Annotated in this window: 23 protein-coding genes; 16 read left to right on the top strand and 7 right to left on the bottom strand. The window is 35.4% G+C overall.

Annotated features, from left to right (window positions below; translation table 11 throughout):
• The first annotated feature begins 357 nt into the window (after nt 1-357).
• Nucleotides 358-987 (top strand): SDR family NAD(P)-dependent oxidoreductase, encoded by a 630-nt coding sequence (locus DCO46_RS16825; RefSeq protein WP_243416339.1) that lies wholly within the window; start codon nt 358-360, stop codon nt 985-987.
• Between the two features lie 68 nt (nt 988-1,055).
• A complete protein-coding gene (locus DCO46_RS16820; protein ID WP_116753662.1) occupies nt 1,056-1,820 on the top strand; it encodes an SDR family oxidoreductase in 765 nt (254 codons plus the stop codon).
• A gap of 89 nt (nt 1,821-1,909) precedes the next feature.
• Here DCO46_RS16820 and DCO46_RS16815 read toward each other — a convergent pair whose 3' ends face one another.
• The 4 genes from DCO46_RS16815 to DCO46_RS16800 all read right to left on the bottom strand — a co-directional run bounded on the left by DCO46_RS16815 (nt 1,910) and on the right by DCO46_RS16800 (nt 4,739).
• Nucleotides 1,910-2,365 (bottom strand): hypothetical protein, encoded by a 456-nt coding sequence (locus DCO46_RS16815; protein WP_116753661.1) that lies wholly within the window; start codon nt 2,363-2,365, stop codon nt 1,910-1,912.
• Between the two features lie 65 nt (nt 2,366-2,430).
• Nucleotides 2,431-2,904 (bottom strand): PepSY-like domain-containing protein, encoded by a 474-nt coding sequence (locus DCO46_RS16810; protein WP_116753660.1) that lies wholly within the window; start codon nt 2,902-2,904, stop codon nt 2,431-2,433.
• Between the two features lie 93 nt (nt 2,905-2,997).
• Nucleotides 2,998-3,702, bottom strand: a complete 705-nt coding sequence (locus DCO46_RS16805; protein ID WP_116753659.1) for a LytR/AlgR family response regulator transcription factor — start codon at nt 3,700-3,702, stop codon at nt 2,998-3,000.
• The gene (locus DCO46_RS16800) at nt 3,699-4,739 is read right to left on the bottom strand and encodes a sensor histidine kinase (RefSeq protein WP_116753658.1); all 1,041 of its coding nucleotides are present in this window, start codon (nt 4,737-4,739) and stop codon (nt 3,699-3,701) included. The genes DCO46_RS16805 and DCO46_RS16800 overlap by 4 nt, the downstream gene beginning before the upstream one ends.
• Nucleotides 4,740-4,902: 163 nt before the next feature.
• Here DCO46_RS16800 and DCO46_RS16795 point away from each other — a divergent pair, with 163 nt between their 5' ends.
• The 6 genes from DCO46_RS16795 (at nt 4,903) to DCO46_RS16770 (ending at nt 13,077) form a co-directional block, all read left to right on the top strand.
• Nucleotides 4,903-6,288 (top strand): TolC family protein, encoded by a 1,386-nt coding sequence (locus DCO46_RS16795; RefSeq protein WP_116753657.1) that lies wholly within the window; start codon nt 4,903-4,905, stop codon nt 6,286-6,288.
• A gap of 12 nt (nt 6,289-6,300) precedes the next feature.
• Complete coding sequence (locus DCO46_RS16790) at nt 6,301-9,597, top strand: efflux RND transporter permease subunit (protein ID WP_116753656.1); 3,297 nt, start codon at nt 6,301-6,303, stop codon at nt 9,595-9,597.
• Nucleotides 9,598-9,670: 73 nt separating this feature from the next.
• Nucleotides 9,671-10,762 (top strand): efflux RND transporter periplasmic adaptor subunit, encoded by a 1,092-nt coding sequence (locus tag DCO46_RS16785; protein WP_116753664.1) that lies wholly within the window; start codon nt 9,671-9,673, stop codon nt 10,760-10,762.
• 292 nt (nt 10,763-11,054) lie between these two features.
• Entirely contained in the window at nt 11,055-12,053 is a 999-nt protein-coding gene (locus DCO46_RS16780; protein ID WP_116753655.1) for an AAA family ATPase, read from the top strand.
• Between the two features lie 21 nt (nt 12,054-12,074).
• Nucleotides 12,075-12,470 carry a hypothetical protein gene (locus DCO46_RS16775; RefSeq protein WP_116753654.1) on the top strand — a complete coding sequence of 132 codons (396 nt, stop codon included), beginning with the start codon at nt 12,075-12,077 and terminating at the stop codon, nt 12,468-12,470.
• The gene (locus DCO46_RS16770) at nt 12,463-13,077 is read left to right on the top strand and encodes an HNH endonuclease (protein ID WP_116753653.1); all 615 of its coding nucleotides are present in this window, start codon (nt 12,463-12,465) and stop codon (nt 13,075-13,077) included. The genes DCO46_RS16775 and DCO46_RS16770 overlap by 8 nt, the downstream gene beginning before the upstream one ends.
• Before the next feature lie 247 nt (nt 13,078-13,324).
• Here DCO46_RS16770 and DCO46_RS16765 read toward each other — a convergent pair whose 3' ends face one another.
• Together DCO46_RS16765 and DCO46_RS16760 are read right to left on the bottom strand one after the other, a co-directional pair.
• Nucleotides 13,325-13,543 carry a hypothetical protein gene (locus DCO46_RS16765; RefSeq protein ID WP_116753652.1) on the bottom strand — a complete coding sequence of 73 codons (219 nt, stop codon included), beginning with the start codon at nt 13,541-13,543 and terminating at the stop codon, nt 13,325-13,327.
• A 628-nt stretch (nt 13,544-14,171) separates the two neighbouring features.
• A complete protein-coding gene (locus DCO46_RS16760) occupies nt 14,172-14,720 on the bottom strand; it encodes a type 1 glutamine amidotransferase domain-containing protein (protein WP_116753663.1) in 549 nt (182 codons plus the stop codon).
• Between the two features lie 922 nt (nt 14,721-15,642).
• Here DCO46_RS16760 and DCO46_RS16755 point away from each other — a divergent pair.
• The 8 genes from DCO46_RS16755 to DCO46_RS16720 all read left to right on the top strand — a co-directional run bounded on the left by DCO46_RS16755 (nt 15,643) and on the right by DCO46_RS16720 (nt 24,354).
• Entirely contained in the window at nt 15,643-16,236 is a 594-nt protein-coding gene (locus DCO46_RS16755) for a TetR/AcrR family transcriptional regulator (protein ID WP_035688819.1), read from the top strand.
• Nucleotides 16,237-16,481: 245 nt separating this feature from the next.
• Complete coding sequence (locus tag DCO46_RS16750; RefSeq protein WP_116753651.1) at nt 16,482-17,699, top strand: efflux RND transporter periplasmic adaptor subunit; 1,218 nt, start codon at nt 16,482-16,484, stop codon at nt 17,697-17,699.
• Nucleotides 17,700-17,710: 11 nt separating this feature from the next.
• Nucleotides 17,711-20,875, top strand: a complete 3,165-nt coding sequence (locus tag DCO46_RS16745; RefSeq protein WP_116753650.1) for an efflux RND transporter permease subunit — start codon at nt 17,711-17,713, stop codon at nt 20,873-20,875.
• A 131-nt stretch (nt 20,876-21,006) separates the two neighbouring features.
• Nucleotides 21,007-22,425 carry a TolC family protein gene (locus tag DCO46_RS16740; protein WP_116753649.1) on the top strand — a complete coding sequence of 473 codons (1,419 nt, stop codon included), beginning with the start codon at nt 21,007-21,009 and terminating at the stop codon, nt 22,423-22,425.
• Nucleotides 22,426-22,786: 361 nt separating this feature from the next.
• Nucleotides 22,787-23,167 (top strand): DoxX family protein, encoded by a 381-nt coding sequence (locus DCO46_RS16735; RefSeq protein ID WP_116753648.1) that lies wholly within the window; start codon nt 22,787-22,789, stop codon nt 23,165-23,167.
• Between the two features lie 12 nt (nt 23,168-23,179).
• Nucleotides 23,180-23,389: a hypothetical protein gene (locus DCO46_RS16730; protein WP_116753647.1), complete on the top strand. Its 210-nt coding sequence runs from the start codon at nt 23,180-23,182 to the stop codon at nt 23,387-23,389.
• Between the two features lie 68 nt (nt 23,390-23,457).
• A complete protein-coding gene (locus tag DCO46_RS16725; protein ID WP_116753646.1) occupies nt 23,458-23,832 on the top strand; it encodes a VOC family protein in 375 nt (124 codons plus the stop codon).
• Between the two features lie 15 nt (nt 23,833-23,847).
• Nucleotides 23,848-24,354, top strand: coding sequence for a DinB family protein (locus DCO46_RS16720; RefSeq protein ID WP_116753645.1), 507 nt, complete (start codon nt 23,848-23,850; stop codon nt 24,352-24,354).
• 124 nt (nt 24,355-24,478) lie between these two features.
• Here the strand turns inward: DCO46_RS16720 and DCO46_RS23440 are convergent.
• Nucleotides 24,479-24,592, bottom strand: a 114-nt coding sequence (locus tag DCO46_RS23440; protein ID WP_410503666.1) for a hypothetical protein, incomplete at its 5' end; no start/stop codon positions are given.

Raw genomic sequence — 24,592 nt, 5'->3', positions numbered from 1 at the left:
CAGGTTTCAGGTTTCAGGTTTCAGGTTTCAGGTTTCAGGTTTCAGGTTTCAGGTTTCAGGTTTCAGGTTTCAGGTTTCAGGTTTCAGGTTTCAGGTTTCAGGTTTCTCTAAAACTTTTTCAAAGTTTTAGAATTTGGAATTTGGAATTTTTATTATTGTGATTTGAATTTCTGATTTGAATTTCGCAAATATCGGTTTGAAATTTACAATTCCCCAGCTCTGCTTCACTCCTACCTTTGTCTTATCAATTTAAAAGATCGAAAAGATGAATTTATCAAACAACAAAATTTTAATAACCGGTGGGCAAGCGGCATCGGACTTGGGCTTACGCAACGTTTTATTGAAGAAAACAATACGGTGATTATTTGCGGAAGAAGAGAATCTGTACTGAATGAAGTTAAAGCACAATTTCCATCAGTTATCACAAAAGTGTGTGATTTAGCTGTTGAAACAGAACGTATTGCACTTTACGAATGGATCCGGGAAAATCACAGCGACCTGAATATCTTAATCAACAATGCAGGAATTCAGAAATGGGTTTCAGTTTCGGATGCTGATTTTTACCAAAGTATGAAATCAGAAATCAATACCAATATTGAAGCCCCATTGCACCTGACTTCACTTTTTATTCAGTTAAAATCTTTGACAACAGTAATGAATGTTACTTCGGGACTGGCATTTTCGCCTTTTGCTAAAGTTCCGGTTTACTCGGCTACCAAAGCGTTTTTTCGTTCGTTTACCCTATCACTTCGTCATTTATTAAAAGAAAAAAACATCGAAGTAATCGAGATTATTCCGCCGGCATTAAATACAGATTTGGGTGGAATTGGCCTGCACGATGCACACCCGAGTGTAAGCAGTTTTATCGAATCTATTTTTGAGCAATTAAAAGACGGAAAACAGGAACTTACTTTTGGAACCAGCGAAACAAGACTTCACGCAAGTGCTGAGGATTTAAGAAATCATTTTAATGCAATGCATTCTTAATTGTTAGATATAAAAACAAAACATTTCAACAACAAACAACAAACAATAAACAAAAACACGACATAAAAATGGCAGTAAATACAAAAATAGCTCTTGTTACCGGAGGCAGCAGAGGTTTAGGAAAAAATATGGCAATTGCAATTGCTAAAAAAGGACTGGATGTAATTATCACCTACAACAGTAAAAAAGAAGAAGCTGATGCAGTAGTAAAAGAAATTGAAAGTTTAGGCCAGAAGGCGGCTTCACTTCAGCTGAATGTTGCTGATTCAGGTACTTTTGATTCTTTTTTTAAAGAAATAAAAGCAACTTTGAAAAACACTTTTAAAACTGAAAAATTCGACTTTCTGGTAAATAATGCCGGAATAGGAATTCATAATTCTTTCGCTGCAACAACAGAAGCCGAATTTGATCAATTGACCAATATTCAGTTCAAAGGCCCGTTTTTCATCACTCAAAAAGCATTGAACGTAATGAATGATGGCGGTGGAATTATCAATATCTCAACTGGTCTTGCGAGATTTTCTTCCCCGGGTTATGCAGCTTATGCTTCTATGAAAGGTGCAATCGAAACCCTGACAAAATACCAGGCAAAAGAATTAGGCCAAAGACAAATAAAAGCCAATGTGGTTGCTCCGGGTGCAATCGAAACTGATTTTGGCGGCGGTGTCGTTCGTGATAACGAACAGTTAAATCAGACTCTTGCATCGATTACTGCTTTGGGAAGAGTTGGTCTTCCTGACGATATTGGCGGTGTAGTTGCTTTTTTATGTACCGAAGATGCCCGTTGGGTAAACGCACAGCGAATTGAAGTTTCCGGTGGAATGAATTTGTAAATCTCCGGAAGAATAAAAATAAAAAACCCGATAAGTATTAAAAACTTATCGGGTTTCACGTTTTAAAAGTATTGAGTTAGTAAGCAATTTTATTGTATCTGGATTATTTTATAAAATTCACCGTCCTGGTCAAAAATTATATTATAAAATTTGGCGCTTTTTACCACACCCGCCTCATACGTTTTGACGTTTAAGTCATTTACAACAGAAAAAAATGTCTTAAACGACTTCTTACCATAATTTTTCTTAAGGTAAGCCTGGGCTTTTTTAGGCAATTTAATTAACGCTATTTGTACCTTATAGGCTTTAAAATTTCCATTTTTATCAAATCTGGCATAAGCGGTCGTTTTTGCTGTTTCCTTAAATTTTGCTTCAAAAATAACATCATCACCTTTGGCGCTATATTCCATATCCCATATTGGTTTCTTTTTAGGATACTGCTTTTCAAAAGCCATTCTTATATTTTCAGGGGGCACCAACATCCCGGTTTGTCCTATGAGGAAACTGCTGTAAATAAAAAAGACGAATAAGTAAATATGTTTCATTTTTTAGGTTTTAATTAAAAAACAAAACTAAACAAATTATATTAATTTTCCTACAATATATTAATTTAATTTTTCTCTATAATTACATCAAAACCTCCGTTTTTATCAAAAACAACATCATAGAATCTGGCCTGTTTTTCTACTCCCACTTCGTAAGTTGTTTTGTTTTTATAATCAACAACTACTGCAATTTCACGAATGGCATTTGTCGGATAATTTTTCTTTAAATACACCTGGGCTTTTTGTGGAAGCTGACTTAAAGAAATCTGTGATTCCAATGCTTTCAGGTTTCCTAAATTGTCATAAACAGCAAGCATTTTGGTGTTATTATCCGCATTAAATTTTGCCTCATATCTGATTTCGTCATCATCATCTCCAACATATTCCTCAGACCAGACAGGTACTTTATTCGGGTATTCTTTTTCAAAAGCAAACTTTACCTTTTCGGGCGGAGTTACAACTTTCTTCATATTAGTACCTTCCTGAGCAATCAGAAAACTGCTGAACAAACAGGTAAAAGCAATAAATACGTTTTTCATGATTCTAATTTTTAAATTATAAATCGCTAAAATAATGTATTAAAATTACTACTTTAAAATGAAGACAAGATTAAAATTCAGAAAATTATCCGATTACAAATCAAACTTTTTAAGCCGCTCAGTAAGTTCTCTTCTGTAGGTAATACCAATAGGCAGTTTTTCTTTTTTTATGACAACAAAATCTTTCTCGGTTCCTTCAATTTTATCGAGTGCTACTATATACGATTTATGAATTCGAATAAAGTTTTTCTCCGGAAGGCATTTCTCTAACTCCGTCGTAGTAATCGAAGCAAGATAGGTTCTTTTTATAGTATGCAACTTTACGTAGTTCCCAAAACTCTGGGCATACAGCACCTGGTCTAACTCAATATTTACAAAATACCCGTCTACTTTTACACTAACTGAATTGACTGTTTCTTCTTCTTTCTGAACTGTATTTTCGTTTGAAAAAAAGCGGTCAATGGCCTTTAAAAATCTTGGAAAATAAATCGGTTTTAAAAGATAATCAATCACTCCGTAGTCATAACTTTCAAGGGCAAATTCTGAGTAAGCAGTTGTCAGGATTGTTTTAGGATGCACCTGAAGGATTTTTAGCAGTTCCATACCCGAAATTTCCGGCATATTGATATCCAGAAACATCAGATCCACTTTGTTTTCCCGAAGATAATCCATGGCTTCAATACCATTGTAGCCCTGAAAAACAAGTTCCAGATTGGGGTTTTGCTTGATGTAATTTGCCAGAACATAATGCGCTGCCGGTTCATCATCTACAATAATACATTTTTTGGATTCTCTCATTCGACAAACTTTTTCAGTTGCAGTTTCAAATCAACAATATACGTATTCTTATCCTCCTGAATGTTCAGTTTGTAGTCTTTACCATAAATCAGGTTCAAACGTTCAATCGTGTTTTGCAGACCGATTTTAGTCGACACTACATCTGTTTTTTTATTCGGAATTGAATTTACAACATGCAGATGCAATAAACCATTTTCGACCGTTACAATGATTCGGACAAAACATTTTTCGATGGCACAGGTTCCGTGTTTAAAGGCGTTTTCTATAAACGCTATCAAGAGCATCGGAGAAACTTTATAGGCGTTTTCATTATCGATTTTACAATCGAATGTGATTTCGCAGCGGTACCCTACTCTTTCTTTTTCGAGTTGTACATAACTGTTTATAAACTCCAGTTCGTCTTCCAGGCTCACACATTTTTTATTATTGCTTTCGAGCTGATAACGCATCAGCTGTGAAACTTTCATAATCAAATCAGGTGTTCGGTCCGGAAATTCTAAACTGATACCGTAAAGCGTATTAAAAGTATTGAATAAAAAATGTGGATTCAGTTGACCTTTTAAGGAATTCAGTTGCATTTCGTTAAACAGTAAAGTTTCATTCGTTTGTTTTCTGTGAATTCTATAGAACTTAAAAACAATAATCGGGCTCAGAATACAAACCAAAGTTCCTAAAACACTCGCCAGTTGGTACATATAACTTCTCTGATGCGAGTTTTGGTACAGCCTGCAATTGCTGAACATATCCAGCATGGTAATTTCATATAAAACGACCGAAAATACAAAGACACCAAATAGTGTCAAAAGGATATAAGTTATTGGCTTTCTGGTTTTGAAAAGTATTGGCAACAGAAAAAAACGATTAAACTGGGCATGCATGTATAATATGCAATAGAAAAATACCCCCATTAATATAGAAGTGAAAGAGCTAAAAAGCATCCAGTCGTTCTTTAGGGTATATATAGTAAATGAAAAGGCAACAACGGCAACCTCCTGCCACCATTTGTTATCTAATATGTTATCAAATTGTCTGCTCATTCTTAATCTTAAATAGTTTACAAAGTACGAACAAAAATTTAATAATTATTTCCAATAAATGACCAATTGAATTGGTCATTTATTAGTGGCTTACATCATTTAAGATGACAAAAATCAGGAGAAGTAAAATAATTTTGTTCTATAATTTCACACTTTGAGTTTTATGTATTTCAAAAAAATTACCTTATTATTTTTCTTGATTTTTGCCTCTCTTGGTTATTCACAAACTCTGTCTTTAAAAGAAGCTATAAAAACAGGTCTTGAAAACTACGGTTCGATCAAAGCAAAAAACAACTACAGCAGCGCTTCGCGGGAAACGCTCAAACAATCCCGCCGTGATTACCTGCCCAACTTAAATTTATCCGCACAACAGGATTATGGGACTATCAACGGACAAAACGGGGCTTTATACGGATTTAATGGTTTAGGAACTGCTTCTTCCGGACCGGCTTTACCGGACCAAAACTGGAATTCGGCTTTTGGTGCTTTGTATTTAGTAAATATGAACTGGGATTTTTTCACCTTCGGAAAAACCCAGGAGAGAATCAATCTGGCCAAAATCGATGTTCAGGCCAAAGAAAAAGATCTAAATCAGGAAAAATTTCAACAGGAAATTAAAATTTCTGCTGCGTACCTGAATTTACTGGCAAGCCAAAGATTACTGATTTCACAAAAGAAAAATCTTGATCGCGCTGAAGTTTTCAAAAAGACAGCCGCAGCGAGAGTTAAAAACGGTTTATTGGCCGGAGTCGACTCAACTCTTGCCACTGCAGAGGTTTCGAAAGCCAAAATAGCCTTAAACCTGGCAAAAAATTTCGTAAAAGAACAAAATAATAAGTTGGTTGATTTGATGGGAGTTGCTCCTCAGGATTTTGCAACAGACACCCTTTTTGTTAATCAGATACCGAAAGAATTATTACTAAGCGAAAAAACAACAGACAGCCTGCACCCATTACTGCAACTTTATAAAACAAAAATAGATTACAGTAACCAACAGGTTAAATTATACAAACGATTCTATTATCCTACCATGACGGCTTTTGGTGTTTTACAGACCCGTGCCTCAGGATTTGACTCAAATTATATTACAGATCAGACAGCTTTTACCCGAAATTACTGGGATGGCGTAAATCCGGATCGCTCTAATTATTTGGTTGGAATCGGGATAAGCTGGAATCTTACCACTCCGTTTAGAATGAGCAAGCAGGTAAGTGCGCAAAAATATGTGTCGCAGGCTTTACAGGAAGAATACAATCAGGCTGACAGGGAATTAAAATCACAACTGAGTTTTGCCGATGATAAAATAAAGATCACGCTTGACAATTATGCCGAAGCCCCGATTCAGGTGAATGCAGCACAAAAAGCGTATTTGCAGAAATCAACTTTATACAAAAATGGTTTAACTGACCTGACCGATTTGACACAAACGATCTATACACTAAACCGCGCCGAAATTGACCGCGATATTGTAAACAACAACGTGTGGCAGTCATTTTTACTAAAAGTAGCTGCAACCGGCAATTTTGACTTATTTATAAATGAATTTTAATTATAGATCCTAATGAATTTAATACGTTTTGCACTCCGCAAACCCATCTCCATATTAGTATTGGTTGCTGGTTTATTTTTCTTCGGAATTGGTGCCATCAAAGACATCAAGGTAGATATTCTTCCAAAGATGAATTTACCGGTTATTTACATCGCGCATCCTTTTGGAGGTTACACGCCAGACCAAATGGAGGCATATTTTGCTAAAACTTACGTCAACATTTTACCCTTTGCAAATGGTGTAAAATCGGTTGAAACCAAAAATATTCAGGGGTTAATGATCATGAAATTAACCTATTATGAAAACACGAATATGGCTCAGGCTGCAGCCGAATTAAGTTCTCTTTCGAACAGGATTCAGGCGGCATTTCCTCCGGGAACACAGCCTCCGTTTATCATTCGTTTTGATGCTTCTTCATTGCCAATTGGACAATTGGTTTTGAGCAGTAAAATCAGATCAAATAATGAATTACAGGATTTAGCCAACGTTTATGTTCGTGCTTCGTTTACTTCGATTCCCGGTTTACTTTCTCCGGCACCTTTCGGCGGAAGCCCAAGAACTATTGAGGTTAACGTAGATCCTGATTTGTTGCGTTCGCACAATATGACGCCCGATCAGATTGTTGAAGCAATTCGTATCAACAACCAGACGGCTCCTTCCGGAAACGTTAGAATGGGCGATATCAACTATATTACACCAACAAACAATACCATTAAAGAAGTTAAAGATTTTGAACAGATTCCATTATTCAAAGGTGGAGTTCAGAACTTAAAATTAGGCGATGTCGCTTCAGTAAAAGATGGTGCCGATATTACGGCCGGTTACGCACTGGTAAACGGGAAACGTTCGGTTTATATTAGTATTGCCAAAGCGGGTGACGCTTCTACCTGGGATGTGGTTCAGAAATTAAAAGCAGAATTACCAAAAATCCAGAGTACACTTCCTGAAGATGTAAAATTATCGTATGAATTTGACCAGTCGGTTTATGTAATTAATTCTGTAAAAAGTTTGATTACGGAGGGAATCATCGGAGCGGTTTTAACCGGATTGATGGTACTGCTTTTCCTTGGTGACAGACGTGCTGCTTTAATCGTAATTATGACGATTCCGATTTCTATTATTTCAGGAGTTTTATTTTTAAAATTATTCGGACAGACGATCAACTTAATGTCTTTGAGCGGACTTGCGCTTGCCATTGGTATTTTGGTGGATGAAAGTACGGTGACGATTGAAAATATTCACCAGCATCTCGATATGGGAAAACCAAAAGCGCTTGCCATTTGGGACGCTTGTCAGGAAATTGCATTGCCTAAATTATTGATCCTGCTTTGTATCCTGGCAGTATTTGCTCCGGCATTTACAATGGTCGGAATTCCGGGAGCGTTGTTTCTTCCTTTAGCACTGGCAATCGGATTCTCTATGATTATTTCATTTTTACTTTCTCAGACTTTTGTTCCTGTAATGGCCAACTGGATGATGAAAGCGCACCCAAAACATGCACACGAACCCAACATTACAGATGATGAAGCCGAATTTAATCAATGCGGATTAACGCCTGAATCTGAAAAAGATCTGATTTCTCAGAAAAAAGTAATGGTCGAAAGAGACGACACCAATAATGATGGTAAAATCGGAGCCTTTGAGAAATTCAGAATCCGATTCATGAGAACTTTAGACCGCTTGTTTGTTCACAAAAAAGCGACAAGTATTGTTTATCTGGTATCGGCTACCGTTCTGGCTATCATTTTCATTTCCTTTATCGGAAAAGATGTTTTCCCTAAAGTAAACTCTAGTCAGTTTCAGCTAAGAATTCGTGCCGTTGACGGAACACGTTTAGAACGAACAGAAGAACAGGCTGTTATAGTATTGAAAGAACTGGAAAAAATGGTCGGAAAAGAACATATCGGAATTTCGTCTGTATATGTAGGACAACACCCTTCCCTGTTCTCGATCAACCCAATTTATTTGTTTATGGCCGGTTCTCACGAAGCTGTTTTTCAGGTAAGCTTAAAAGAATACCATGTTGATATGGATGATTTTAAAGATGATTTCAGAGCAAGGATAAAAAAGGTACTTCCGAATACTAAAGTTTCTTTTGAACCGATCGAATTGACAGACAAAGTTTTAAGTCAGGGATCGCCTACTCCGATTGAAGTTAGGATTGCAGGAAAAGACAAAAAACGAAATGAATTGTATGCGAATCAAATCGTAGACAAATTAAAAGCGATATCCTATTTCAGAGACGTACAAATCGGGCAGCCGATTCATTATCCGGCAATGAACATCGATATTGACAGAACACGTGCCGCAGAATTAGGCGTTGATATGAATGATATTTCAAGATCACTGATTGCTTCAACTTCGTCATCCCGATATACCGAAAAAAATACCTGGGTAGACGAAAGAGCGGGATTATCATACAACGTTCAGGTTCAGGTTCCTCTGAATAAAATGAAAAGCAAAACAGATATTGGAGAAATTCCGGTATTAAAGAATTCGCTTCGTCCGGTATTAAGTGACGTTGCCAAAATCACACCTACTTTCGTAAGTGGAGAAAATGATAATTTAGGGGCTATGCCGTACATTACCGTTACAGCCAACATCAGCCAGACCGATTTAGGAACAGCAACAAAAGATGTGGAAGCAACAATTAATTCATTAGGCGAACTTCCTCGTGGTTTGTTTATTTCGCCAATTGGATTAAGTAAAGTACTGAGCGAAACATTAAGCAGTTTACAAGTAGGATTATTGGTTGCCATTTTTGTAATCTTCTTAATGTTAGCCGCTAATTTCCAGTCGTTCAAAGTTTCTCTGGTTATCTTAACCACAGTTCCGGCGGTAGTTTTAGGTTCATTATTAATGCTGACGATTACAGGTTCAACGCTTAACTTACAATCGTATATGGGAATCATTATGTCGGTCGGGGTTTCGATTGCCAATGCCGTTCTTTTGGTCACGAATGCCGAACAGCTTCGAAAAATAAACGGAAACGCATTAGAATCGGCCCGTGAAGCAGCAGCATTGCGTCTGCGTCCGATTATCATGACTTCTGTCGCGATGATTGCCGGAATGCTTCCAATGGCCATTGGTCATGGCGAAGGCGGTGATCAGGTTTCTCCGTTAGGAAGAGCGGTTATCGGTGGGTTATTATTTTCTACTTTTGCCGTATTATTAATCCTTCCGCAGATATTTGCCTGGGCACAGGAAAAAACATCGACACAATCTGTTTCTCTGGATCCGGAAGACGAAGAAAGCATCCATTATATCTCATCATTAAAATCAGGAAATGAAATCGCCACTAAAAAATAATTTGTTGAAAACAAATACCAATAAATTAAAAAGCGATAGCATACATGACCTATATAAAATGAATTCAACATTTATGAAAAATAATAGTATAAAATCAATCGTATTATTGTTCACCGCTTTAGTAGTATTAAGCAGCTGTGAATCCAAGAAAAAAGAAGAAGCTCCTACACCTGAACTTCAGCCGAAAGTAGAAACTTTTCTTCTTGACAAAGAAAAACTAACAACAGAATTGCGTTTACCGGCAGAACTAACCGGTTTTCAACAAGTGGATTTATATGCCAAAGTAAGCAGTTTTGTAAAAACACTAAAAGTAGATATTGGTACTAAAGTGACCAAAGGACAGCTTTTGATTGTTTTAGAAGCACCCGAAATCAGCTCTCAACTGGCAGCAGCCGAATCGAGATTAAAATCGATGGAAGCAATTTATGCTACCAGCAAAAGCACTTACAACCGTTTGTACGAAACCAGCAAAGTAGAAGGAACTATTTCTAAAAACGATCTGGAAATGGCAAATGGAAAGAAAAATTCTGATTACGCACAATATCAGGCAGCAATTGCAGCCCACAAAGAAGTATCGATTATAAGAGGGTATCTTGAAATCCGTGCCCCTTTTAACGGTGTTGTGGCAGCAAGAAATGTCAATTTAGGAGCATTTGTAGGTCCGGCCGGAAAAGGTTCAGATTTACCATTGCTAACGATTCAGCAGCAAGACAAATTACGTCTGGCGGTTTCTATTCCGGAATTGTACACAGGATATTTGCATCAGGGTGACGAAATGAGTTTTAATGTAAAATCATTGCCGGAAACTTTTAAAGCTAAAATCACAAGAATGTCCGGCGCTTTGGATTTAAAATTACGTTCTGAGCGTGTAGAAATGGATGTTATCAATACAAAAAAAGATCTTTTGCCAGGAATGGTAGCCGAAGTTCTATTACCGCTTAACGCAAAAGACAGCACATTCGTAATTCCGAAAATAGCTTTGATCAACTCGGCTGAGGGAGTTTTTGTAGTAAAAGTAATTGATCACAAAGCACATAAAGTTGAAGTTAAAAAAGGAAGAGAAATCGACGAGAAAATTGAAATTTTCGGAGACCTGAATCCAAACGATAAACTGGTAAAAATCGCCAGCGAAGAAACTAAAGAGGGAGATGTTATAAACGAATAACCTGCGTTTAGCCTTCATTTTAGTGATTACCAAAAACTGTACGCATTCTTAGGAATGCAAATTTTTAAATTTGCCTAAAAGGGCAGTTCTTCTGAAGTGGAGGACTGTCCTTTTTTTGTTTGATAAATCAGGTGAAAATACGTGGTTATTGAGATTGTTAAATTAATATTTTTGAAAAAGAATAATACAAAATAAACATTCACTAATACAACCAAATTTGGATAAATTGTCGCTACTTTGTAGCGAGTATCTATAAGTTAGCCGTAATTATAAACAAAACCTTACTCAAAAAATGAGCTTTAGACTAAACAAGTTTCAAATCGAAGATAATGAATTTGAAACCGAGGAAATTGACCTAATTAACTTTAAAAACGATTTAAAAACTAACCATTTTACTGTAATTGTTGGAAATAATGGGACTGGTAAAAGTCGACTTCTTGGAAGCATTGCAAAGGCACTTAAAAATGATTTCCGTTCTAGAAACTCTAAATATTTCTATTTTTCAAAATTTGAAAAATCAACTGAATCTCCAAAAATTATTTCTGTATCAAATAGTTTAAATGATAAATTTCCAGGTGATGGTAGTGATAGTTCCTTTAGAACAAATACACTTGAGTATTCCAATTTAAATTATGTTTATCTAGGAACAAGAACCAGATTTGGTTCTAATAATAGAATATTGATTAGACGAGCTATAGATATTCTTTTAGAAAACTATTCAAATAAATTTGTAGCTAAATGCTATAGGCATATTTTTGATTATCTAGATTTCCACCCAATTATTAAATTAGATTACAATATAGGTTCAATAAATAGAATGCTAGATTTAAATCGAGATAAAAAGATTATAAAAAATGATTTATTACATTTCATTAATGATAGATCCAGTAACGGAAGTGTAAACAATGTAATTTATAATAACTTTTTAGAAAAATATGAGCATAGATTGGATGAAATATGTGATTTTATCAATAATCTAAATGAGAAAAAAGACTTTAGTCTTGAAATAAATTTCTCGGATTCTAATATAAAAAAAATAGATAAAAACAATTCTATATATGAAGAAGATTTAAAATCTTATGAAATTTTAAATCTCCTTCGAAAATTAAATGTAATTAGATCTTTTGATATTTTATTATATAAAAAAGATACAAATCGATCCTTTAACATAAATGATGCAAGTTCTGGCGAAGCTAGCATATTAATTACTCTGATAGGATTAACACCTTTAATTGTTGATAATTCATGTGTTTTGATTGATGAACCTGAAATAAGTTTACATCCAAGTTGACAATACCGTTACATTGAGTTATTGAATAAAATATTTGAAAACTTTAAAGGTTGCCACATAATAATTGCAACACATTCTCATTTTATTATTTCTGACTTACCACTAGAAAGTTCAACAATTGTAAGTCTAAAGAAAATAAACAATAAAGTCTCATCAAAAATATTAGAGTTCAATACATTTGGTTGGTCAGCTGAGGATATTTTACTAAATGTTTTTGAAATGCCTACGCCAAGAAATTACTATATTTCTAATATTGTCTCAGAGGCTTTAAAATTAATTTCAGTTAATAAAGTTTCAACAAAAAGATTCAAAGAAATAGTTTCTACTCTATCAAAACTTGAAAATCATTTTAAAAAAGAAGACCCTTTAAAACTTGTAATTAACACAATTATAAATATAGAAATCAATCATGAGTGAGAGAATTGTCACCGCATATATCTTCGACAAAGCAGACATTTCAATCATTAAAACTAATTTCAATAATTATTTAGATTGGGACAAACCTTGCTTTGATGATATAAAAGATAAAATTAAGAATAAATTACGAACAGAACAAGGTAACAAATGTTGTTATTGTAAAAAAGAATTAGAATTCGACTTAAAAGATGTAGATATTGAACATATTATACCTAAATCAAAATACAGCAAATTTACTTTTCATAAATTAAATCTTTCATTATCTTGTCCTGCCTGCAATACCATTAAAGGTAGTAAAGAAGTTTTAAATAAGACTATAACAAACTATCCTAAAAGCTCAAAATCGATAAAAATAGTTCATTCACATTTTGACAATTATTCAGAACATATTAGAATTGAAAATGATTGTGTATTTATTCCTTTGTCAAAAAAAGGTAGTGAAACAATAACTACATGTGAATTATATCGACTAATAACTGTTGAACAAAAAGCTAAGGAAAGCTTAATAAAAAAAAGCGACAACTCATTATTAAAAGATGTGATGAAGTTGCCTAAAAATGAAAAATTAGAACTATTAAATGAGTTAATGAAAAGAAGTTTAAAATAACTACGGCTAACAGCCGTCTGGCAAAATGGCGGGTTTATTGCTAAATTCAACGGCAGTTCCCGCGCTGTGCGAAGTCTCCCGACTTCGTACACATCCCTATGTTCCATTCCTATCTAGATTTGCAATGTATCATTGGAACAGGTAAGAAGTCGGGAGACTTCGCACAGCATAAACAAGAACCTAGAATAACTAACTTAAAATAAAAAACCTCGACCTTAAAAAATCGAGGTTTCTCATTTTATAAACCTTACCCCTCACTCAAATAAGGATTCAAAATCTCCGCCAATTCATTCAGCCAATAAAAGTTGTTTTCGAAATTAGCTATTCCTTGTTCTTTTATAATTCCTAAAGCAAGAATGTAATTAACCTGTCTTATTGTTTTAGCCATATCTTCCGGATCTATAGTATGGTTAAAAAAATCAATCAGTCTTGTTTCGGTTTCTTTGGAAAGTGTGTTTGTTTTCATAATTGTCGTAAAATTAGGAAATATAAAAACCCTTGCATTTTAGTGTTCCTAATACTACGACAGTATTTACGGTCGTTTCCGATACCGCACACATGATACAAGGGCAAAATTTATTTAGCTTCAAAGTCGTAATATTAGGAACTTCAAATTTAAAGAAATTTCCATAAAAAAGAAAGTTTTTTCTTTCAAAAAATATAATTCTTTAATCAAATATAAGAAATCTATATTTCAGCAGGCATTTATCGCATTTTTGTCATTTCGACGTAAGGAGAAATCTTCGCCAGAAACTCCGTAAAATAAGTTACCCATCTTTGTCGATATACGAGTGTGATCCTTTGTTCCTCAGGATGACAAACTGGGCGTAAATTCCTTTTTCTCTTCCTCCGTTTTGTCATTTCGAGGAACGAGAAATCGCACTCGGCAATGTACACAAAATTGACTTATTCTTTATGGAACTTCGTGTGGGATCCTTCCTTCGTCAGGATGACAAACTGGGCGTAAATGCACAAACCTCGCTGACTTCGAACCCATAAAGTAATTTAAATCCTCATTAAACTGACCATCAAAAAAAAATGCAAGACCAAAATCGATCTTGCATTTTTTATAAATCTAAAACAAAAACATCTTTTTAAACTGTCTGACGCTCATGTTTTCCTTCTTTAATCTCTTCCACCATTTTTTTATTAAAAGCGGGCAAATCATTCGGATTTCGGCTCGTTACCAATCCATTGTCTACGACTACTTCTGAGTCTTCCCATTGCGCTCCGGCATTTATCAAATCGTTTTTAACAGAGAAGAACGAAGTTACTTTTCGACCTTCTAAAACATCGGCATCTACCAGAATTTGAGGGCCATGACAAATAGCCGCTACTGGTTTTTTACTTTCAAAAAAGGAACGTACAAAATTTACTGCGGCCTCTTCTCTTCTCAATAAATCAGGGTTTATAACTCCACCCGGAAGAACCAAAGCATCGTAATTGGCTTCATTTGCCTGATCTAATACAACATCAACATTATATTCCTTGCTCCAATTACCGTCTTTCCAGGATTTGATAGTACCTGATTTCAAACTGATGATATCTGCATTCCAGCCTTGCTCTTCCAGATAGGCTTTAGGTGATGATAATTCTGATTCTTCAAAACCGTTTGTGGCTAATATGGCTATATTCTTTTTCATAATTTTAATATTTAAAACGTTATTAATTTGATTTAAGTTAAAATTAGTTATTTCAGACAGCCAGCGGAAACAGACCATGTTAAAGCTTTCTTTAATAAAAGTTAATTATTTGAATATCAATTTTTTATTAAAAATTAAATTAAAATTATATAAAATACCTGTCAATCTGGTTCATTATTTTATAGCAGACTAGTGTTGAATCTCCTATCAAAAAATCCGCAGAATCGAAACATGTATGTACCGTTCCTACGGAACTATTTTATCATAACGATCATTCGTTCAACGGATTTAAATCCGTTGCTACAATATTTTTTATTCCTAGCGGAATATTATTAATCAATTCGAAAATTGTCATTAGAATATTTGGAGGTATTATTTACGGAATTACGTATATAATCCTTCCTTCGTCAGGATGACAAACTATGTAAAAACAAAATATAAAAGCATGAACTTTTCGCAATCTTGTCATTCTGAGGAACGAAGAATCATCGTTGCAAGATCGACAGAGAATGACTTAACTTACTGAAATTCTCATTTCTCGAAATTACAAGATTATGTTTTCTTTGCCGAGTTACTTATGAAAATTCTTCGTTCCTCAGAATGACAAACAAGATCAAAAAGATAATAAAAATGATGCTTTCTTACCTAGCCCCGATCGAAACGGCATCCTTTTGTGGTTCCCGAAGCCTCGGGACGCCACAAAAGATATAGTGAAGAGCGGGACATATGGTCTTGAAAATTAAATTTTCACTGCTTCAAATAAATATTTAAAATTCTAAATTTCAATAATAACAGGGCTTCACAAAGCATTTTTAAACCGCTTATCGCACGATAAGAAAATATTATGATAAAATTATTTCATAATCAGAAAAACGGTCATACATTTGCCTAACGGTGTTAAACAATTTAATACTCGAATAAAATGGCTAGCAAAGATCGAATTTTAAGACAAAAAGAAGAGACAAGGAATAATATCCTTGGGGCTGCTTATGATATCGTAAAAGAAGAAGGCTGGAATGGTTTGAGTATGCGTAAAATTGCCGACAGAATCGAATATACTGCTCCTATTATTTATGAATACTTCTCAAATAAGGAAGCAATATTGGAAGAACTGACAGGCAAAGGTTTCATCAAGCTGACCAAAGAATTGCAGATTGCAATAGATAAGTTTGAAAAACCCGAAGATCAGTTAGAAGCCATGTGGATGACTTACTGGGATTTTGCTTTTACGAATACTGAAATGTATCAGTTGATGTTTGGTGTTCAAATGACATGCTGTGCACAACGATGTTCGGCTCAGGAAGGACCTTACAAATTATTCACGCATGTGATTGCTGAAGTAATGAAAGACAGCAACCCAAGCCAGGATATCATAAAACAAAAATATTTTACTTTCTTTTCTGTAATTCATGGTTTAATCGCCATCAACATCATTAACAAAAGTGATATTTTAGAAACTATAAATGCTCAAATTTTGAAGGATGCTATTGGCGGTATCATCAAATCTATACAATAATATTTTTTTCAATTTTTACTTAACAGTGTAAAATAATTTAATAGGATAATATAAAATCTTTTTTTTTGTAACATTCACTTAACACTGTTAGAAAATTTAATAAAGGTAATGACGAGTTTTTTTACTCCTTTACTTAACAGTGATAAATTATTTAATACTGATTTAAAACAGAATTGAAAAAGCTTACTGCATGGAGATTTGCGCACTTTTACTTAACGGTGTTAGAAAATTAAACAAACTTAAAAATGAATTCAAATAATACTATAAATAAATTTTTTAAAAACGAGAATGTCCAACAAATTAAAACCAATATTAAGATGAAAAATGTAATTATAACCAGCTTTATCCTGGCATTAGTACTAAGCAGTTGTGCCGATAAGTCACAAGCTCCTGCTGCTGCACCTGCTCCTGTATTGCCGGTTTTGGCAATAACAAGTGAAAACACTACTACGGATAATGAATATCCTGCTTCTATACAAGGAACTGTAGATGTTGAAATCCGTCCGCAGGTAAGCGGAAACTTAGACAGAGTTTTGGTAGACGAAGGTGCTTATGTTTCTAAAGGCCAGTCTTTATTTAAAATAAACGAACGCCCTTTCCGTGAGCAGTTAAACAATGCTCTTGCAAGTCTTCACGCTGCTGAAGCGGCTCTGATCAATTCTCAGTTAGAGGTTGATAAATTAACTCCTTTAGTACAAAACAAAGTAGTTTCTGATTATCAGTTAAAAACGGCTAAAGCATCTCAAAAAATTGCTGCTGCCAATATCGAACAGGCTAAAGCAATGGTTGCTTCTGCTAAAATTAATTTAGGCTATACCAATGTTACGGCTCCGGTAAGTGGTTATATCGGAAGATTACCTAAAAAACAAGGAAGCCTGGTTTCTGCAACAGATATTGAAGCTTTAACAACTCTTTCTGATGTGCATGAAGTATTTGTTTACTTCTCTTTGGGAGAAACTGATTTTATCAATTTTAAATCTCAATATGCCGGAAACAGCATTGGTGACAAAATCAAAAAATTACCTCCGGTTTCTTTGATATTAGCTGATAACAACGCTTATCCTCAAACAGGAAAAATCGATATGGTAGACGGTCAGTTTGATAAAACTACGGGTGCTATTACTTTGAGAGCTACTTTCCCAAATGCAAACGGAACTTTACGTTCCGGAAACACAGGAAGAATCCGTTTAGGATTACAGCATGACGATGCTATTCTGGTTCCGCAGTCGGCTACGATTGAAATGCAGGATAAAGTTTTTGTCTTTACGGTAAGCAAAGACAACAAGGTTACCAAAATGCCAATTACTGTAGTTGGTAAAAGCGGTACAAACTATCTTATAAAAGATGGTGTAAAATCAGGTGACCAGATCGTATTAAGCGGTATTGACAAACTTCAGGAAGGACAAGTTATCCAGCCGGAGAAAGCTGCTGCTAAGGTTGCTCAAATAACTAACAAAAAATAATTTTTACGAAAATGTTCAAAATATTTATACAAAGACCCGTACTGGCAACCGTAATCTCCATCTTACTGGTGATTCTGGGAGTACTTGGACTTACGAAATTACCTTTACAACAGTTTCCTGATATTGCGCCTCCATCGGTTTTGGTAACGGCGGTTTATCCGGGGGCTAACGCAGAAACGGTTTTACGTTCTGTGGCACCATCTCTTGAAGAATCTATAAATGGTGTTGAGAATATGACTTATATGAGCTCAACTGCCAGTAATGATGGTACTTTAGCGATTACAGTTTTCTTTAAATTGGGTACAGATGCCGATCAGGCTGCTGTAAACGTTCAGAACAGGGTTGCTCAGGCTAGCAGCCAGTTGCCTGCAGAGGTTGTTCAGCAGGGTGTAATTACGGCAAAACAACAAAATAGTTTTATCATGGCCATCGGTATGTATACAGAGGATGAGTCAAAATACGATCAGACGTTTGTTGCCAATTATGCACAAATCAATATTATTCCGGAGATCAAACGTATTCCGGGTGTAGGTGCTGCCAGTATTTTTGGTGGTGTAAAAGATTACTCTATGCGTGTATGGTTAAACCCAACGCAAATGTCTACTTACAATGTTACGCCAAATGAAGTTATGGCAGCTATTCAGGACAAAAGTTTAGAAGCTGCTCCGGGTAAATTTGGAGAAAGAAGTAAAGAAGTTTTTGAATATGTAATTAAATACAAAGGAAAACTAACCAAACCGGAAGATTACCAAAATATTGCCATTCGTTCTAATGCTGACGGTTCTGTCCTTCGCTTAAAAGATGTAGCACGAGTTGAACTTGGAGCTTATTCATACAACAGTTTAACACGTCTGAATGGTAAAAAAGGAATTGTAATTGGTGTTATTCAGTTAGCTGGTTCTAACTCAAACGATATTCAGGTGGCGATCAACAAATTGATGATCAAAGCCTCTAAAGATTTCCCTGCGGGAATAAAACACAATATTTTCTATAGTACAAAAGTATCTTTAGATCAATCTATTGATCAGGTAAAGCACACTTTATTAGAAGCTTTTATATTAGTTTTTATAGTTGTATTTATCTTTTTGCAGGATTTCAGATCAACATTAATCCCGGCTATTGCTGTACCTGTAGCAATTTTAGGAACGTTCTTCTTCATGCAGTTATTTGGATTCTCGATCAACTTGCTAACACTTTTCGCATTAATTCTGGCGATTGGTATTGTGGTCGATGATGCGATTGTGGTCGTCGAGGCCGTACACGCAAAAATGGAGCACAAACATTTGTCTCCAAAAGTAGCAACGCATGAAGCTATGCACGAAATAACGGGTGCTATTATCTCGATTACGCTGGTAATGGCTGCTGTATTCCTGCCGGTTGGTTTTATGGAAGGCTCAACAGGAGTTTTCTATCGTCAGTTTGCCTTTACGATGGCAATTGCAATTGTAATTTCGGCTGTTAACGCATTGACTTTAAGTCCTGCCCTTGCCGCTTTATTCTTAAAAGATAATCATGGTGCTCACGAAGGAAATACTCCATACGTGAAAAAAGGATTTAAAGAGAAATTCTTTAACGGATTCAACAAAAGTTTTGACTCATTAACCAATCGTTATGTGGGCGGATTAAAATTCTTAATTCGTAACAAATGGGTTAGTTTGGGAGGTTTGGCGCTAATTACTTTTGCTACAATCGTAATGGTAAAAACTACTCCGTCAGGATTTATTCCAACAGAGGATCAGGGATTTATTGCAATTGCAGTTAACACGCCATCAGGAACCTCTTTAGACGGAACTCAAAAAGTAATGACCGAAGCTGAAAACACTTTAAGAGGATTAAATTCTTCCCGATTTGTAACTGCTATTTCTGGTTTCAACTTATTGACTAACTCTACAAGCCCGTCTTCTGCTGTAGTTTTCGTATTGCTTAAACCAAATGAAGAACGTGGAGAGGTTAAAAATATTGATGAAATCATGAATGAAGTGCGCGGAAAATTAGGTGCAATTTCAGGAGGAAGTTTCTTCGTATTTAGTTTCCCTACTGTACCTGGTTTTAGTAACGTTGAGGCTTTAGATTTAGTTCTACAGGATAAAACCGGTGGTAAACTGGATAAATTCAGTGGAATTTCACAACAGTTTATTGGTGAGTTAATGAAACGTCCGGAAATTGCGGTAGCGTTTACGAGTTTCAAAGCCGATTATCCACAATTGCAACTGGATATCAATGATGAAAAAGCAGATCAGTTAGGCGTAAAAGTAAAAGACATTCTGCAAACCATGCAGGCGTATTTTGGTAGTGCACAGGCTTCTGACTTTAACCGATTTGGTAAATATTACAGAGTAGTTGTTCAGGCCGATATTGCCGACAGAGCAGATCCGTCATCAATTGACCGTGTATTTGTAAAAAACAAAGATGGAGAAATGGTTCCGTTAAATACTTTGGTAAAACTAACCCGTATTTATGGTTCTGAAACCGCATCAAGATATAATTTGTTTAACTCAATTGGTATAAATGCAATTCCGAAACCTGGATTTAGTTCCGGAGATGCCATTAAAGCAATTGAAGAAGTTGCAGCTCAACAATTACCTGCGGGTTACGGATTCGAATTCTCGGGACAAACCCGTGAAGAAATTTCTTCCGGAGGTCAATCGGCAACAATTTTCTTACTGTGTCTGATCTTTATCTATTTCTTACTTGCCGCACAGTATGAAAGTTACATCCTGCCTTTAGCAGTTATCTTATCAATACCTGCAGGTATATTTGGAGTGTTTGTAGCTATCGGTTTAACCGGAATTGAAAATAACATTTATGTACAAGTAGCACTGGTAATGCTTATTGGTCTACTTGCTAAAAATGCCATTTTGATTGTCGAATTTGCTGTTCAAAAACGAAAATCAGGACAGGCTTTAGTCAGAGCTTCGATCGATGCAGCAAAATTACGTCTTAGACCAATTATCATGACGTCTCTTGCTTTTGTTGTGGGATTAATCCCGATGATGAGCGCAACAGGACCATCAGCACAAGGTAACCATTCAATAAGTATTGGTGCCGCCGGAGGTATGATATCAGGAGTAATTCTTGGGTTGTTAATCATCCCGGTTTTATTCATCGTCTTCCAGCATTTACAAGAAAAAGTTTCCGGAAAACCGGTAGCTGTAATTCATAATGAAGAAAAATAAATATGGAGAACTACATAACGACATTTCTGATGGTTATTATCGTCAGCCTAGCATACATATCCTATAAAGTTTCGAAAGATCTCGAAACCAAAAAAGATAAATGTCCAGAAATTTAATTACGACAAAGTAAAATGAAAAATTATATAACCAAAATCGTGATGATTGCTATTTTAATCGTCACATTCATATCCTGTAAAGTTTCTAAGGATATTGAAACTCCAAAAGATGCATTTCCTGAAAATTTCAGGAGTGCATCGGTTTCAGGGGATACCACTAGTATCGGAGACCTGGAGTGGAAAAATTTCTTTACAGAAAATGACATTATTCAGTTGATTGATAGCGCAGTGGCAAGAAACAACGACCTGCAGATTGCTACCAAAAATATCGAGATTGCACAATACCGATTTACACAATCGAAATGGAACAATGTTCCGCAGGCCAATTTATTTGTAAATGCAAGTGTCAATCGTCCGTCTGAAAACAGTTTTACCGGAATGAACCTGAATCAGGCTCTTGGAAAACAGCATATTGAAGATTATTCTACAGGAGTTTCACTTTCGTGGGAAGCAGATATCTGGGGAAAAATCAGAAGCCAGAAAAAAGGCGCTTTTGCCAGTTACCTTCAGTCGGAAGAAGTAAAAAAAGCGTTACAGACGAATATTGTCGCTAATGTTTCTAAAGGATATTACAATCTTTTGATGCTGGATGCACAATTGGAAATCGCTAAGAAAAATGTACAATTAAACGACAGTACAACCAATATCATCAAATTAAAATATGATGCGGGTCAGGTTACTTCATTAGCTATTCAGCAATCTGAAGCACAAAAATTAACTGCTGCGCAATTGGTTCCTTTATTAGAACAAAATATTGCAATTCAGGAAAATGCCTTGAGTGTGTTGACAGGATCTTTTCCGAATGCTAAAAAAAGAAGTATTGCTTTGAGTGAAATCGAAGTAAAAAACAATGCATCAATCGGAATTCCGTCTTCATTAGTAAGCAGAAGACCGGATGTAAAAAGTGCTGAATTAGCCTTAAAAGTGGCAAATGCAAATGTTGGAATCACAAAAGCGGATCTTTATCCTGCATTAAGAATCACGGCACAAGGCGGATTGAATTCGTTTGAAACCAGCAGCTGGTTCAACATTCCTGCTTCCCTTTTCGGAACTGCTCTTGGAGGTTTAACACAGCCTTTACTGAACAACAAAAAAGTAAGAACACAATATAATATCGCCAAAGCCGAAAGAGAAAAAGCGGTTCTGACTTTCAGACAAAGCGTTTTGGTTGCTGTTAGCGAAGTTGCTGATGCTTTGGTAAAAGTGGAAAAACTACAACAACAGGAAGCTTTTCTTCAGGAACGTGTAAAAACATTGCAACAGGCAATTAAAAATTCGAATCTGTTATTCAAAAACGGAATGGCTGAATATCTGGAAGTAATCACTGCGCAGGCTAATTTATTGCAAAGCGAGTTAGAACTGGCTAACATAAAAAGAGAACAATTATCTGCCAATACCGAGTTATATCGCGCATTGGGCGGAGGTTGGAGATAATACCCGTTTTTTAATTATTTATTTGAGTGACGCTGCAGGACTTCGGTTTTGCAGCGTTTTTTTTGTTTTATTGCTGAGCTTTTTTTTCCACGAAGACGCTAAAGTACTATTACCCCTCATTTTTGTCATCCTGACAAAGGAAGGGTCTTGACAAGTAGCCCCGCAATAATAATCTACTCTTTGTCGAGTTTCTCGTGAAGATCCTTCCTTCGTCAGGAAAAAAATCTAAAATCTGCAATATAAAATCTAAAATAAAATGTCGCAAATGACCCCAAAATAGTCGTAAATACGTATTCAAAAATAAAATAACAATAGTAGATTTGTATTAAATAATTTCCATAACTATTTAAAAACCAAACCTATGAAAAAAGCAAAAATTATTTTTTGGATTACCACTACCATTATTTTCCTCTTTGAAGGCGTCATGCCTGCCTTTACTTCCCAGTCTGAATTAGCAAAAGAAGGCATCAGACATTTGGGCTATCCTGAATATTTTGGAAACGCCTTAGTAGTTTTTAAAATACTTGGTGTTCTAATCCTGGTTATTCCGTCTCTTCCAAAAAATGTAAAAGAATGGGCTTATGCAGGATTTGGCTTCGATTTTATATTTGCTTCCATAAGCCATTTTGCCGTTGACGGAATCAATTTTCAAAGCTTTTTTCCATTGATCTTTTTAGTAATTCTTGCGATATCTTATACCTATTATCATAAAATAGAGCGTCATAAGAATATTGCCTTATAAACTCAGGAAACAATGATAGAAGTTTTTAAAACAAATGTGCAGGAAACAGAGCAATCTAAAATTATTGTTACAAAACTTCTTGAGCATTTCCCGAACAGCAACATCAATTTTGATCTCGAAGATTGTGATAAGATTTTGCGTGTACATGCTTTATCCTTTTCAAGTTCACAAATTATCGAGCTTCTTGATTCGTACGGATATAAATGTGAAGTTCTTGTATAAATAATTGATTTACAAAAACTTCTGTTTATTTCGTATATTTAGTTTATTAAATTATAAATCAGAGAAATATGAAATTACCAGTTGGACATCAGACCATAATGCCTTATTTGATTGTAAATGGCGCATTAGAATTTATAGAGTTTACCAAAAATGTTTTTAATGCCAAATCCAATACCCAGGCACTTCGTGAGGATGGAACTGTAATGCATGCCGAGGTAATCATAGACGGCAGCACAATAATGGTTACCGACGAAAGTAAAGACTGGGCAAAACAAACTGCCAACTTATTTGTATATGTACCAAATGCCGATGAAAGTTTTAAAAAAGCGACCGAAGCAGGTGCAACCGTATTGATGGAATTAAGTAATCAGGATTATGGCAGAACCTGTGGTGTAACTGATCCGTTTGGGAATGTGTGGTGGATAACTTCTATTTCAAAATAATATCAATTCCAAAAAATGAGAACGATTCAAAAAAATATAGTCGAAACCTTTAAAGAGTTAAATGACAAACTCAATTCTTTTTCTGAAAATGAATTGAACATCATTCCTTTTGAAGGAAGCTGGACTGCCGGCCAGGTGGTGAAACACCTTATTTTATCGTGTAATGGTTTTCCGGAAATGTGTGCCGGAAAGACTGAAAAAACCACACGCGATCCTGACGAGAAAATTAAGGACATCGAGGCTCTTTTTTTGAATTTTGATATTAAGATGGAATCTCCTGAATTCATACTTCCGGCCAATACAGCGTACAACAAAAATTCGTTAACTTTATCTCTGTTAAAAAATGAAAAGGAGTTACTGGATATTACAGAACGTTATGATGTATCACTGACTATTCTTGACTTTGAATTTCCGGGTTTTGGTAAATTTACAATTATGGAATGGATTGGTTTTGCCCTTACTCATATCAAAAGACATTTAAGTCAGCTGCAAACCATTTCTAAAATGGTGATAAATCAGTAATCCGGTAAATTAATTTCAAGCTAATTTATTTGATATGACTTCTAAAACGGGAACTGTATTTTTATCGGGGTTAATTGCAGGCACATTAGATATTCTGGCTGCAATTGTTATTTATGCCCTTATATTACAAAAAACAACACAAAACAGCAGAACGTTCACTATTGACACAACCATTTCTGGTTATTTCAACATAATACGTTGTTGCTGTTGTTAAAGCCGGAGTGGTATATGCTGCTGT

Origin of the sequence: Flavobacterium sp. HTF (assembly GCF_003105115.1) — a bacterium.
GTDB lineage: Bacteria > Bacteroidota > Bacteroidia > Flavobacteriales > Flavobacteriaceae > Flavobacterium.
The sequence above is the reverse complement of the archived record's forward strand: the minus strand, read 5'-3'. Positions and strand labels throughout refer to the sequence as shown.

What these genes read in the sequence shown, in the direction of transcription:
- DCO46_RS16820 (WP_116753662.1), top strand. Translation starts at nt 1,056, where the DNA reads ATGGCAGTAAATACAAAAATAGCTCTTGTTACCGGAGGCAGCAGAGGT.
- DCO46_RS16815 (WP_116753661.1), bottom strand. Translation starts at nt 2,365, where the DNA reads ATGAAACATATTTACTTATTCGTCTTTTTTATTTACAGCAGTTTCCTC.
- DCO46_RS16810 (WP_116753660.1), bottom strand. Translation starts at nt 2,904, where the DNA reads ATGAAAAACGTATTTATTGCTTTTACCTGTTTGTTCAGCAGTTTTCTG.
- DCO46_RS16805 (WP_116753659.1), bottom strand. Translation starts at nt 3,702, where the DNA reads ATGAGAGAATCCAAAAAATGTATTATTGTAGATGATGAACCGGCAGCG.
- DCO46_RS16800 (WP_116753658.1), bottom strand. Translation starts at nt 4,739, where the DNA reads ATGAGCAGACAATTTGATAACATATTAGATAACAAATGGTGGCAGGAG.
- DCO46_RS16795 (WP_116753657.1), top strand. Translation starts at nt 4,903, where the DNA reads ATGTATTTCAAAAAAATTACCTTATTATTTTTCTTGATTTTTGCCTCT.
- DCO46_RS16790 (WP_116753656.1), top strand. Translation starts at nt 6,301, where the DNA reads ATGAATTTAATACGTTTTGCACTCCGCAAACCCATCTCCATATTAGTA.
- DCO46_RS16785 (WP_116753664.1), top strand. Translation starts at nt 9,671, where the DNA reads ATGAAAAATAATAGTATAAAATCAATCGTATTATTGTTCACCGCTTTA.
- DCO46_RS16780 (WP_116753655.1), top strand. Translation starts at nt 11,055, where the DNA reads ATGAGCTTTAGACTAAACAAGTTTCAAATCGAAGATAATGAATTTGAA.
- DCO46_RS16770 (WP_116753653.1), top strand. Translation starts at nt 12,463, where the DNA reads ATGAGTGAGAGAATTGTCACCGCATATATCTTCGACAAAGCAGACATT.
- DCO46_RS16765 (WP_116753652.1), bottom strand. Translation starts at nt 13,543, where the DNA reads ATGAAAACAAACACACTTTCCAAAGAAACCGAAACAAGACTGATTGAT.
- DCO46_RS16760 (WP_116753663.1), bottom strand. Translation starts at nt 14,720, where the DNA reads ATGAAAAAGAATATAGCCATATTAGCCACAAACGGTTTTGAAGAATCA.
- DCO46_RS16755 (WP_035688819.1), top strand. Translation starts at nt 15,643, where the DNA reads ATGGCTAGCAAAGATCGAATTTTAAGACAAAAAGAAGAGACAAGGAAT.
- DCO46_RS16750 (WP_116753651.1), top strand. Translation starts at nt 16,482, where the DNA reads ATGAATTCAAATAATACTATAAATAAATTTTTTAAAAACGAGAATGTC.
- DCO46_RS16745 (WP_116753650.1), top strand. Translation starts at nt 17,711, where the DNA reads ATGTTCAAAATATTTATACAAAGACCCGTACTGGCAACCGTAATCTCC.
- DCO46_RS16740 (WP_116753649.1), top strand. Translation starts at nt 21,007, where the DNA reads ATGAAAAATTATATAACCAAAATCGTGATGATTGCTATTTTAATCGTC.
- DCO46_RS16735 (WP_116753648.1), top strand. Translation starts at nt 22,787, where the DNA reads ATGAAAAAAGCAAAAATTATTTTTTGGATTACCACTACCATTATTTTC.
- DCO46_RS16730 (WP_116753647.1), top strand. Translation starts at nt 23,180, where the DNA reads ATGATAGAAGTTTTTAAAACAAATGTGCAGGAAACAGAGCAATCTAAA.
- DCO46_RS16725 (WP_116753646.1), top strand. Translation starts at nt 23,458, where the DNA reads ATGAAATTACCAGTTGGACATCAGACCATAATGCCTTATTTGATTGTA.
- DCO46_RS16720 (WP_116753645.1), top strand. Translation starts at nt 23,848, where the DNA reads ATGAGAACGATTCAAAAAAATATAGTCGAAACCTTTAAAGAGTTAAAT.